The following is a 13,366-nucleotide window of genomic DNA, read 5'->3' on the forward strand; positions in this document are numbered from 1 at the left end:
TTTTGGTTTGCGCCCAAGCCGACGAAGCTTTTGCGAATGGCAAAACACCATTCACGCCAGGCTACAAGGCTTGAGGTCCACGTCTCCCGACACAATTCAGGCCCTACACAGCCTAACTGTCCCGAAATTGAACTCGATTGATTGCTATAAACAGAGCGCGGGCTGGGCGAATAAATAGACCTTTGCTCCTGCAATCTCTGCATTCCTCACATCTCTGTGAGTCATGATCAACATACGGCGGAACGCCTGCCGACTTACGCCTTACGCGGGTTTATATTGTTGAATCTATGGTAAATATTAATATTCAATTTTAATAGAACCAACGAATGTTCTTGGCGCGCCGTAAACTGCTGTTCCAAAGGTGTAGAGCCCACCCAGATAGGTTTTATCGAGCAGGTTATCGGCATTTATTTGGGCTGTGACACGAGTATCGCCGACTTTCCAAAGTTTACTAGCCATCAGATTCAGTGTTGCATAGCCAGGTGCTTTGATGGATTCAGTGAAACCAATCTCGCGACGGCTGACAGCTTGCAAGCCAGCTCCTAGTTTTAACCCATGCAGGCTAGCATCTTGAAATTCATAGGTAGTCCATAAATTACCGTTATGTTCAGGAGCATTATGTAGGCGTTTTCCGATGGTGCCGGCTGTCTCGGAGTCCTTCAATGTCTTGGCAAACGGCATATAGGAATAAGCGCCTATCACCCGCCACCCAGGCAGAATTTCTCCGCTAAAATCTAGCTCGATACCGCGACTTTCTGCTTCGCCGACAGCTCGAAAAGAGTTGCCTGCTTGTGTTACCTGCATGGGTAAATTTTGTTTCTTCAAATCATAGTACGCTAGAGTCCCTGTGAAACGGCCATCGAATAATTCAGTTTTTACCCCGGTCTCCCATTGTTGTGCCGTTTGAGGCGATAAGCGTTCTCCATTTTGAGTAACATAAGCGGCGTTAGAGGCGCCAAAGTTTTCGGTATAGCTGCCGTAGAGCGATAGCTCAGGTAATGCTTGCCAAAGTATGCCGCCTCGGGGCGAAACGCGATCATCGGTAATAGTCGGATTAATGATTTTGGTGTTGTCTCCAAAAGCACCGAAAGCCGAATCGCCACCGGTTTCGGCATTGTCATAGCGCAACCCGGCCAATAAATGTACATGATAGGGCAGTTCAATTTGGTCTTGGCCATATACTCCAAACCAAGGTTGTGTATAACCGAATGTATTAAACTGAGTGATAGCGGGTGCTTCTGTAAAATGAAAAGGGTTATTGATGTTGGTGCCTGAAGGCGAAAAGCCAAACACAGGCCCCATTGTTGCTCTGGAATCCGTACGCATGTAGTATCCGCCGATTAATAGCGTATGCTTGAAATCTCCAGTAGTAAATTTACCGCTTAACTCCAGCGAGTTATAAAAATTATTAAAATAATCATCACCATTGGCATTTTGCTGAAAGAAAAACCTACTGACATCACCATTTGCGGCGACCGGCCCTGTCGCATTGATCTGGCGCAATGTTTGCTCACTGAAACTGGCGTTAAAACGGTGATGCAACGTCCAGTTTTCGTTAAATCGATGATCGGTATTCATGGCGAACATGATGTATTCCTCTTCACTAAAATCCCATGGGTCGCTGAGATTTTGGCGACGATTGCCTCCTCCAATCTGTGATCCATCCGAATTTAGCAGTAATAGATTTCGTCCGAATGTTTTGATGTTGCTGTATTCCAATTTAAACGTTGAAACAGTTTTATCGGAAATATTCCATCGCAACATTGGCGAGACAAATGTTCTCTCACCACCCGCAAATTCGGTGATGGAGTCATTAGCCTGATAAGCAAAGTTTATCCGATAGGCCAAGTCCTTATTCTCAGTCAATGGCCCTGTAGCATCAATATCTGTCCGATAATGATTATAAGAGCCGAATTGCTGACGAAGGCTGTAGTACGGCGTATCCAATGGCTGTTTGGTAACAAAATTAATTATCCCGCCAGGCTCGGCTCGTCCATAAAGAATTGAGCCAGGCCCTTTTAAAACTTCAACTCGATCAATATTGGCAAGCTCTTCGGTGTGGTGCCAATTATTGATAAAAGGAAAACCGTCTCGGTAGTAATTGAAAGTCTCGAATCCCCGAATGAAGAACTGTTTATTGATTTCCGCACCGTTTGTAACACTGCTAACATTACGTAGTGCCTGATCGATAGAAACAACCTGTTGATCTTTTAACACCTGTTGGGGTATGACTTTTATTGACATAGGCGTTTCCATAATCGGCGTATCCGTCTTAGTCGCCGTCATTGCGTTCGGCAAACTGTAATCCGGATTATAAGGATCAGTCGAATCATAAGCCGCCTTGCCCACCACCTGCACCGCCGGCATGGTCTGCGGCCCCAGATTGTTGTGCAGTTCCGCTGCTCGGGGCTGCAAGGTGATAGCCCCTTCGCCGGTAGTCACGGCTTGCAGCGGCGCGTCGCCTAATAAAATCCTGATCGCTTCGTCAGCGGTGTAGTCGCCTTGCAAGTTACGGCTGCGCAGGTTGTCGGCGATGTCGGTGCCGTACACCAGTTGTTGCTGGCTTTGCCTGCCGAACATCAGTAAGGCCTGGTTCAGCGACTGGGCGGGGATGTCGAAATGGTGTTTGCTGCCGGCATCGCCGAGGGCGGTTTGCGAGATCAGCGCCGCGAGCAAGGCGGCTTTGGCAGCATGGCGCCGACCCTTGCCGGCTGAGGGATTGCAATACTTTGCGTTGGACATGGATTCTCCTGGTTTCGGTCTGGTTACACGGCAGCAATTGGGCTGGTGTTAGTTAAGACGGAAACTTTTTGAAAACCCACATCAGTCGGCCATTGAATTTTTTACATTGGGGGAAATAGGCAATGGAAAATTGAATTGGCGATGGCAAAGCGGGGCAGTGTTTACCTAAGTAGTTGAGACTAAATCCCCCTCGGTCCCCCTTTTTCAAAGGGGGAAGTAACAAGGTCTAGCGCAGCACGACCAAATACGGCGTGACGCTGACAATTTGCAGCGCCGGGATGGCGGCTTTTAAACTGGCGATGGCTTGATCCAGCGCGTCCAAGCGAAACAGGCCGCTGATGCGCTTGTCAGCCAGCGCGGTATTCAGCAACACGACGCGGCCGGGACGGTATTGGTTGATTTGGGCAATGGCATCGCTTAGCGGCAAGCCGTCGAATTGCAGATAGCCATCGCGCCACAGCGCCATGCTGTCCGGATGACCGGCGCTTTTTAGGGTGATGCTGTTGGCGCCTATCGACGCGGACTGCCCGGCCGTCAGGCGTTCTTGGTGTTGCTGCCCGTCTTGTATTTCAACAATCCCTTCGACCAGTTCCACCTCGGTTTGCTCGGATTGTCGCTTTACGGCGAAGGCGGTGCCCACCGCCCGCACTTCGCTGCCGGCGGCAGTGACCACGAACGGCCGTTGCGGATTTTTAGCCACGTCAAAAAAGGCTTCGCCGGCTAATAACTCCACCCGGCGCGTGCCGGCGTCGAAGTGGATGGCAAGGGCCGTGGCGGTGTTAAGCATCACCCGCGAACCGTCGGCCAAAGTCACGCTACGCTGCTCGCCCTTACCAGTCGAATAGTCCGCGCCCCAGAATGCCGGCGGATACAGCACAGTCAACGTGGTAGCCAGCAATGCGCAGCAAGCTACCGCCAAACCAAAGATCCGACCACGGTGTCGGCGGCGCGATCGATTGTCAACACCGCCTGAAAAATCCCTGAGACGGTTACTCGCGCGCGGGCTGGAATCCAGCATGGCAACCGGACTTGCAGCCAGCACATCCGCTGCCTGCGCTTGCCTGCCACCTTGCCCTGGAGACTGTCGTAAAAGCTCGCTTTCTTCTCGGGACGACTGCATCGATACAGAAGATAGGGTAATGTCGGGATCAATTACCGAGAGGGTGGTGGTCGGAATAAAATTAATTTGCATCCCCTCACCCTGCCCTCTCCCAGAGGGAGAGGGTTGTATTTTGGCTGTTAAGCTTCCCTCCCCGGGCAAGGGTTGCGCACCGGGAATAATGCGGCGGCCACGCAGTTGTCCCAAACCGGCCCACAGCGCTTGGGCGCGTTGCCACGCTTGTTCATGGGCGCTGTCAGCGGCACGCCAGGCATTCAGCTCTTGCCGCGCGGACAAGGGAAATTCACCCGAATGCAGTCTACTTAACCAAGCGCAAGCCTGTTCCAGCAAACGCTCGGCATTATCCGGCATCGATTCGGTGGACATGGTTAATTCCTGCTTAAACGGTGGGCGAGATATATCATAGACGAGGCCGGAGGCCCAAACCGCAAACGCTATTCGAATCCATCCAAGGTTTTAGCACATTGCAGCAATGCCCTTTTGATGTTCTCTTCGACGGTGCGGAGGGAGATGTTAAGCGTTTCGGCGATTTCGCACTGCTTCAAGCCTTCGAAGCGGTTCAGGTAAAAAATGCGTTGGCACAACGGGGACAGGCTGCTCATGCCCTCGATCAGGCGGTCCAAATCCTCCTCGCCCAGCGCCACAGTTTCCGCGCAGCGCAGGTCTTCCACTTCCGGCGGCGTATCGTCCGGCCATGACACCAGCGTAGCATGGCGCACGGTTTGACTGCGATAGTAATCAATCACCAGGTTTTGCGCGGTACGGAACAGATAGGCTTTTAGATTGCCGACGTTACCCAAGTCCTCGCTGCGGCATAAGCGCACGAACGCTTCCTGGCAAATGTCGGCGGCGGTTTCCCGGCAGCGTACACGCGAATACAGCACAGTCTCCAATTCGCCGTGGCAACTGACGTATAGCTCTTGGAGAGATTGATGGACTGGAAAAGACATTTGCCGGCTTAAGGGTTTCGGTATCAGGGCTTAAACCGAAAGTAACCAGCAAATTTAAAGCCGGACTAGAAATATTTTGCGCAATCAAACAGCTAGAAAATTGGCAAGACGCCAAATCCGATAGCTTTTTATTAAACTATGTTAAATAAAGCTGGTCTAGCACCCCTTTTCACACACATTTACTACACCCAGCCGACAGAGACGAGCTGCCCGCAGCCATGGTCCGGCAGCTTAACATTCGTCAAATCCCTCGCCTCTTTCCCTGCTTTTCCGCGCGGCTTCCGCCAGCAATTCATCGATAAAATATCGACAGTAATTGGGTACGTACAGTTGTTTCAGGTAAGCAATCTTAGTTGTGGAACTGGGTATCAAGCCCGACAGGTCTAGGGCAACCAAATCGGCATCCTTGCTGGCTTCGTAAGCCGTACCGGCAATTATCCCCACGCCCATTCCCAAACGCACATAGGTTTTTATCACGTCGGAATCGGCCGCCGCCAAGGTAATATCCAGTGGTAAATGGGCGTTATGAAAGGCTTTTTCTATCGTCGAGCGACCGGTAAAACCAGGGGTGTAAGTCAAAATCGGCTCAGCTGATAGCCGTTGCAGGCTTATTTCGCCTTCCGCCAGCCGGTGACCGAGTGGCACCACGGCAACGTGATGCCAGTGATAACAGGGCTTGACCACTAATTTGTCGTCTTCGTCCAGTTTTTCGGTGCAGATGGCGATGTCGGCTTGATGCCTATGTAACAAATTAATCAGATTATCCGGCGACGATTGCACCATATAGATTTTAATGCCCGGATATTTGCGCCTAAACCGGCCTATCGGTTCCGGCAGTAAATATTTAGCCTGCGTATGAGTAGTCGCTATCCGTAAGGTGCCGTTACTATTTTCCAGAAAGTCGTCGGCAATCAGTTGGATATTTTTTTTAGCCTGATTGATTAAATCCACTTCTTCCATGATCTTTTCGCCCAAGGGCGTCAGACCCGTCAGCTTTTTTCCCTGTCTGACGAACAGCGGCGAGCCCACTTCTATTTCAAACAACTGGAGTTGCCGACTGACCGCCGACTGCACCACGTGCATTTTTTCTGCGGCTTTGCTCAAGTTGCAATCGGTTTCCTGCAAAACTCGCAGCAATTCCAATTGATTAAGATTCATAGGCGTGCTCCTAAAAAAATTCCGGGATTCAAAGCAAAATTTTATTACTAACCTATACTGTAATTCGACGTTGCAATGACAATCTATTCTTTCGATATAAAAATCACATTATATCGTTTTAATTTAGAGGTTCCGTTCATTAACATGACAAATCGACCAGGTGATTTTGTCGGCTTTTGTTAGTGAGAGGCAAACCTCCTCCTAGCGACAGGGATGTTTTGATGGCGGGTTGCATAGACCCGCCATTTTTTTCGCCACCAGTCTGAGCACATCGGGGCAATCAAGCGATGATTATTAACCCCGCCACTAACTACCGTTCGCCTTAATGCCCTTGCGGGCACAGAACCTGCGGAATGCAAACCAGCCGGAGCTTCAACGAGCTCAGCCTTTATGCCCCTGAGGATACGAAAGGGATAACGGTGTGCAATATAGGACCGGGAAATTCTTACCTGTGATGATGACGAGCGGCCGCCCCTTAAATTTCGCCACTACCGCGGAAGCGGCCGCTCAGAGGCTGCGGACGAATTGGCTGATGGCAAAATAGTTTCGGAGTTACCCTAACCAGCGACAGTCCGTTTACGCTGCAACTCCGCCAGAGTCGTTTCCAGCGCATTGGCCAAACCTTCGGCCAGTACCATCGCTTCTTCGGCCTGATCCTTGGCGGCCACCTCGGCTTGCTGCGCCAAGTTCTGTATTTGCTGAATCTCGAAAATACCGGCAAAACCTTTCAAATTATGCGCGACAAATTTAATGGCGGCATAGTCGCGCTGCTCAGCGGCCAACCTTAGTTTATCGACGTTAGCCTGCTGCGCGCCGTCCAAGGCGTTGTCGATCAACTTGTGTATAAAGGCCTGACGACCGTCAAAACGCTGCTGTAAGGCCTCCCAATCGATCAAGCCTTCAGTCGCTACCGCCACCATAGCCTCATTTGCCGCTTCCGGAATTTCAATTACCTCGGCAGCACCACCCTTTCCGCTGGCGTGATCAGACACCTTGCTGATGGGCACATGCTGCCGCAACGCACCGACCAGGGCGTTGGCATCAATGGGTTTGGTAACGCGCTCCCGCATGCCCGTTTCCAGGCAGCGCTGCCGCTCTTCGGGCATGGCGTGTGCGGTCAAACCGATGATAGGTAAATCCGGCGCGATTTCCAGAATACGCCGCGCAGCCTGATAACCATCCATGACCGGCATCTGAATGTCCATCAGCACCGCATCGAAACAGGTATAGCCGGCTTCGTCCAGGCGATCCAGCGCCTGTTGACCGTTTTCCGCAAAAGTCACCTGCGCGCCTTCGTGGCTCAGCAAATCCTCCAACACCAAGCGATTTAAAGCCACGTCTTCCGCGGCCAATATTCTCAAACCGCGCAAGCGTCCGCCATTGTCCTGATGATAATTGGCCGAATGCTCGACACCGGCATCCGTCGCCGGTAGCGGCACAGTCAAAGTGAATTTGCTACCTGTCCCCAACGTACTTTTGACGACAATATCGCCTCCCATCAAGTTGGCCAGATCCCGGCTAATTGCCAAACCTAAGCCGCTGCCGCCGAATTTACGGGTGGTAGAGTTATCCGCTTGCTGAAAAGCGGTAAATAGACGGCCAATCTGCTCGGCGGTCATGCCGATACCGCTGTCTGTCACGCTGATGTCCGTCATATCTTTCTGCCGATAAATTTCCAGGCTGACATAGCCTTGATCGGTAAACTTCACGGCATTTGACAATAAATTGACCAAAATCTGCCTTAGTCGCAACGGGTCGCCGTTCACCCATTCCGGCAAATCTTGGGGACGATGCACTATTAGATCGAGTTGCTTTTCCTTGGCACGCATATCCACCAGGCTGATGGCATCTTGAATCAACGCATCCAGGCGAAACGGATGCTCGTCTAAGGTCATCTTGCCGGCCTCAATTTTGGAGAAATCCAAAATGTCGTTGACCACACTGAGCAAATGCATGCCGGCATCGTAAATACGAGCGCTGTTTTCCTGCATTTTTTGCCCGGAATTATCGCGCAGGCTCATTTTGGCCAAGCCGATAATCGCATTTAACGGTGTACGAATTTCATGGCTCATATTGGCCAGAAACTCGCTTTTCATATGCACCAGATGTTCGGCCTCCAAACGCGCGGCTTCGTGCGCCTGCTCTACCGCCTTGCGATGGCTGATGTCGCGCATCACGCCGATGTATGTACTACCAAAGTCGTCCATCAATTCGTTGACGCTCAACTCTATCGGCACCAGCAGCCCATCTTTACGTTTGCCTTCCACCTCGATCCGCCGGCCTATAATCACGCGTTCCTTGGTGTTGTCCAGATGCCGGCTTAAATAGCCGTCATGCTCGGAATAGTAAGGCTCCGGCATCAACATCTTCACATTCTGCCCCAATAACTCGTCTTCCTCGTAGCCGAACAAATCGCCGATGGCATCGTTAACCAGCAGCATGATGCCTTTGCTATCAATCAACACAACGGCATCGGACATAGTCCGCAGCACCGCTCTTGTTCTGGCTTCGCTGGTGACTAATGCCGCCTTGGCACGTTTGTTTTCGCTAATATCGCGCACCGTGGCCTGCACTACAATTTCACTGTCGATCTCCACCCTGCTGAGTTGCACTTCGGCGTAAAAAGTTTCGCCGTTTAAACGTTTGTGCAGCCATTCGAAGATAACCGAGCCATTGGCGATAGCCAGCTTAAGCTTTTCACTCGCCAACTCATTGGATGATCGGCCATCAGGCTGGTATTCCGGCGACAATGAAGCCGGAGTTTGCGCTAAAAACTCTTGTTCATCCCGGCAAGCAAACAGACTGAGTGCCGCCGGGTTAACCGAGATAAAGCCACGGCTGGCACTGAGGGTCATCAGCGCATCCCGCGAAGATTCGAACAGGGCCCGATGGCGCTGTTCGCTGGCTTGCAAAGTGTGTATCGCCTGTTTTTGCGCGGATATGTCTCTGATAAAGGCGCTAAATTCGATGGCATTTCCCAACTTATTAGGGGTGATAGCCAATTCAATCGGAAACTCATGCCCGTCGCGGTGCAGCGCCACCACTTCAATTCGCTGGTTCAAGACCGTTCCTCGCCCCGTGTCCAAATAGCGCCGCATACCTTGCTGATGAGCTTGTTGGTAACGCTCCGGAATAATCACATCATGCAACAAGCGGCCCAAAACTTCGGTGGCCGGCCAACCGAATATTTGTTCGGCCTGGCGATTCCAGCCATTGATAAAACCATCGGCGTCCATCTGCACCAAAGCATCCAATGCGGTGTCGACAATACTGCGGATGCGGATCTCGTCCTCGCGCCTCGCGGCCAATAGCGCCGCAAAACCATCGGCCATTTCGTTAAAACTCTCCGCAACCTGCCCGATTTCATCACGCAGGGTTAACGGCATTCTTTGCTGAAAGTCGCCGCCGGCAAACGCCTTTGCGGTTTTCGCCAGCCTCTCCACGTATCGGCTCACCGCAAGATGCGCGCCAATCGCAAAGTAAATGATCAGCATAAATATAAAGCCGGGGATGCCGATACTCAGCGCGAGCGTGGTTTTCGCCACGCCAATTCTGGCCTCGATCAGTTGTTCGGCTGCCGGGATAAAACTGTCGTAAATTTCCGCATACGCTGTATCCACCGCTAAGGTAACGGTGGAATGAAAGTATTCCGGATTGATGGCGAATTTTTCCTCCACAATATCGGCAATCACATGCTGAGTAATCAGCCTGGCTGCGTTGACAATATTTTCCCTGGTGGTGGCGAGTATCGGGTGCAATTCCGGTTTATAGCGTTTAAAGTCGTGAGTCGTTTCTTCAATGACCCTGATGCCGGATTCGATTCTGTCCTTAATCAGGTAAATTTCGATTTTTTCCTGAGCGCTAATCTGCTTTTTGGCCAGTATCCCAATGCCATACGCACGCAATTGCGCAACGCCTTCCAGGGCCTTTGGCATTTGCTCGGTTACCAGCATGATCAGATGGTAGGAATCCAGATTCGAGTCGGTGAACAACAAGGATTCCTCGCCAATCAGTTCTTCTAAATCCAATAACTTCTCGACCAAACGGCTGTGTAAGCGGTAGCTTTCTTCAATGCTTTGGTTGGCGGCGTTTTGCCGGAGTTGCTCCCAATCGTTTTTTATATCCGCGTATGCCGAAGCGGTCAACGAATCCGCCGCCAGCGTTGGCCCCAAAGCCGATAAGGCCGCAGCAACTTTGGCTTCCGATACGTCAAGTTTATCGCGCAAACTCTCTATGCCGCCGAGCACCGCCACGGTAATGCCGCGATGCTGCTGCACAGATTGCATGGTCTGCGTAATATGCTTGATTTGTAACAGTCCCTGAAGCTCGCGCTCTGAATCCAATATCACCCGGTTCAGACTTTGATAAAGAGCGTAAAACACCACGGCAACCGCCAGCAACGACAGAAAACCTATCACCACAAACTTCTTGCTGAAACTCAATCGATTCATCAGCGCCACAGCGGGCGAAAACAAAGCTTGCATAGGCAATCCTCGGTGCGAATATTAGGTCGGTAGCGATTCGGACGGGTATTTAGCGGCTATCTTGGGCCGATAACAGCAAGGCTTTTTGTTTTTCGACAATTTGGTTCAGCCGCAAGGCCAGCTTGTTATCGTTCTCGAACAAGTTGTCCATTTGCGAAGTGAGTTCGTCCACGTAACCGTTCAGCAAAAATTCCTGGCTATCGGTCAACCCCAAATGAATAAAGGCGCTTTCCATGTTCATTTTGTGCTGTTCGGCTAAATTCACCATCTGCGAGTGATTACTTTGTTGATTGGCCTCGATCTCGATCAATAAATCGGTCAACTCTCTCACGCCTTCCAGGCGGGCATTCGCTTCCTGTAGACGTTGTTGTTCGCTGATCATCGCTTCGATACGGGCACCGGCACCTTCGGCAAGTATCGCCAGATGATCGCGCAAGCGGCCGATCGCATCCGGATCGTCGGTATCCAGGCCGGTCACCAAGAGCGTCACGTGCGGAAAATTAAACACCAAGCGATCACCGGCCTGATAAATCCGGCCCAACTTAGCCACGTAGGTAAGGATGGAGGCTTCGAGCGGCGTACAGATTGTTTCCGGACTAAAGTCGTATTCGTTCACGGTATCGGTCAATTTCACCAAACCGTTTAGATCGTATTGCTGCAAAGTCTCGATTAACAAACTACCCAATTGCTGAAACGTCACGCATTGAAACGATGAGCGTAAGAACTGCAATACCGTGCCGGTTTCGCCCAAACTGGACATAGCGGTAAATGCGGTTTTTTGTGCGTAAGACAGTTGCGATTGCAGTTGCCGTTTTTGCTGCTCGGCTTCGATGGCCAAATCGACCTTGCGCAGCAGCACGTCTTTTTTGGCGTTTTTCGGAATAAAATCGTTACCGCCGGCATCGAACGCGGTCAGCAAAATCTCCAGATCGTCGTGGGCAGACACAAACATGACCTGCACATCGTCATTGCCGTCAGCGCGAATCTGCCGACATACCTCGATACCGCTAAGGCCCGGCATTTCAATATCCAACAAAATCAGATTGGGGGCCAAATCCATGGCGGCCAAACATTCCTCGCCATTGGCAAACTCGTGGAGTTGATAGCCATGCCCCTGCAATTGGTCGGTTATGACCAAACGCAACAGAGCATCGTCATCCACTACAAAAATACAGAACGGTTTTTCGGGCATGATATTTCCTGGGTTGCTGGATTTGCGGGTGAGGCGATAGCGTGTGCCAAATAAGCATAGCGGTCCGAGCCAAAATTGCCCGACCGCTTAGTTAAACCATCTTAACAGCCGCAGCGAACATTCATGCCGGCGGCCGGGCAGAACTGTGACGGCCGCATCGGTTGTGAGAATAAGCTTGTGATAAGGCGCCAAAAATACCTGATCACCAGCGGGATTGGCGTATACAAGCGCGAATCAGGCGCCGTGCGCATTGGCAATAGCCAACGCCGCCCAATCGAAGGCTGGGCCTATATCCCATTTATCGCTGCGAAAATTCACATGACTGGCGATACCGGAATAGCTCTGAAAAAAATCCAGATCGCGTTCAAATTGCTTGGCTTTGGGAGGCAAGGTTTTCGGTATGGAAAATCGCCCGCATAAATCGTTCAGCAGCAAGCGAATCGCCTGCACCTGCTGCGCGGGAAAAGTAGCGAAATACTGCTCGCCCCGATAGCTGGTTTGCCTATATTTATCGGTTTGGGTTTTGTCGCAGTATCGAGTACCGAATAACTGGGTTTGGCCCCGACGCGGCGGCCACCAATTCAAGACTTCCGGATTATCCGGCGCCGGCCGCAATGGCCCCACATTGGCAATTTCTATCGCTATTGAGCGTTGATCCAGCCGGCCGTTAAATCCCTTCACCCCCAGATGATAAGCCCATTGCGTCGGATCGAACACTTCATAGACCGTGCCGTCGACATCCACCAGATAAGCTGCGGCAATATGTTGGGCATCGCCGATCCAGGTATCAAACGCCGACTTGGCAGACGAACCCGCCGTGAAGTGCAAAACAATGAGATCTTTTTTCGGCCGCTCGGGAAAAAACTGCCCAGCCGGCAAGCGGAATCGGGAGCGATTGATCTGCAAACCGGCAACCGCAGCGGCAGCTTGGTCACGGAGCAGCATAGTATCGGTACTCGCCTCGTCTTCGTTCGGCGTTAGCAATACCCGCGGATTGGGCCGATCTGTGGCCCCCGACCAGAAAAAACAATTGTCTTTATCCTGATACCAATAGCCGTTGCCGGACACCACATCACCCGCCGTAAAGCTGACAACCTCGACTTTACTGCCGGCATCCAAGACGCGCAGCACCGGTGCACTGACAGATGCGCGACTGCGGAGATTTACTTTACTCAGCAAACCGATTTGCTTGCCTGCCACCAAATTGGCTGCCGGATCCGGCACCGCAGTGGCAATCAGCTGGGCAATATCGACATTGGCAGCGGGACAGTTTACCGAGGCGCGAATCGCGCTATGCGACAACACATGATCCGCATCGACGGTGATATGCCAGCGGTCGGCAATTTCCCTGATTAATTTCGAGCATGCCGCTAATTGCATGGCCGTAGGCGGGCCAAGCACCGACACTTCTAAGGCAACACCAATCGAGAAAAAATTGGGATTGGTGTTGGGCCGCTGCTTGATAAATTCGGCAGCCGGATTGACCACCAAACCGGCATGAAATGCCGTGTCGGCTTCCTGGACGTATTGATGAATCTCTCCATTGTTGCCGATGGCGTAATGCACAGACTGCAACGTGCCCGGCTTGTTGTAGCACATAGCGGCATTCGTCAAGCTGCCATCAGTCGTATGCAAAACTATAATTTCCGGTTTGAAGCCTGCCGGGCGGCCGGTCCGAAAATTACCCGGCGCGCAGCCTATCCATTGCTTTTCCATACGG

The 13,366-nt window shown here is 51.6% G+C and carries 7 protein-coding genes; all 7 read right to left on the bottom strand.

The features are described 5' to 3' along the window. Nucleotides 1-297: 297 nt before the first annotated feature. Nucleotides 298-2,742, bottom strand: coding sequence for a TonB-dependent receptor (locus JWZ98_RS14830; protein ID WP_205450681.1), 2,445 nt, complete (start codon nucleotides 2,740-2,742; stop codon nucleotides 298-300). 226 nt (nucleotides 2,743-2,968) lie between these two features. Further along, nucleotides 2,969-4,228: a FecR family protein gene (locus tag JWZ98_RS14835; protein WP_240348003.1), complete on the bottom strand. Its 1,260-nt coding sequence runs from the start codon at nucleotides 4,226-4,228 to the stop codon at nucleotides 2,969-2,971. Between the two features lie 68 nt (nucleotides 4,229-4,296). Beyond that, nucleotides 4,297-4,812 carry an RNA polymerase sigma factor gene (locus tag JWZ98_RS14845; protein WP_205450682.1) on the bottom strand — a complete coding sequence of 172 codons (516 nt, stop codon included), beginning with the start codon at nucleotides 4,810-4,812 and terminating at the stop codon, nucleotides 4,297-4,299. 231 nt (nucleotides 4,813-5,043) lie between these two features. Then, nucleotides 5,044-5,970, bottom strand: coding sequence for a LysR substrate-binding domain-containing protein (locus tag JWZ98_RS14850; protein ID WP_171695860.1), 927 nt, complete (start codon nucleotides 5,968-5,970; stop codon nucleotides 5,044-5,046). Nucleotides 5,971-6,527: 557 nt separating this feature from the next. After that, nucleotides 6,528-10,454: a PAS domain S-box protein gene (locus tag JWZ98_RS14855; protein WP_205450683.1), complete on the bottom strand. Its 3,927-nt coding sequence runs from the start codon at nucleotides 10,452-10,454 to the stop codon at nucleotides 6,528-6,530. 49 nt (nucleotides 10,455-10,503) lie between these two features. Then, nucleotides 10,504-11,646, bottom strand: a complete 1,143-nt coding sequence (locus JWZ98_RS14860) for a response regulator (RefSeq protein WP_205450684.1) — start codon at nucleotides 11,644-11,646, stop codon at nucleotides 10,504-10,506. A 234-nt stretch (nucleotides 11,647-11,880) separates the two neighbouring features. Beyond that, nucleotides 11,881-13,362, bottom strand: a complete 1,482-nt coding sequence (locus JWZ98_RS14865) for an N-acetylmuramoyl-L-alanine amidase (RefSeq protein WP_205450685.1) — start codon at nucleotides 13,360-13,362, stop codon at nucleotides 11,881-11,883. Between the last annotated feature and the right edge of the window lie 4 nt (nucleotides 13,363-13,366).

The sequence above is a fragment of the Methylomonas sp. EFPC1 genome (genome assembly GCF_016925515.1).
GTDB lineage: Bacteria > Pseudomonadota > Gammaproteobacteria > Methylococcales > Methylomonadaceae > Methylomonas > Methylomonas defluvii.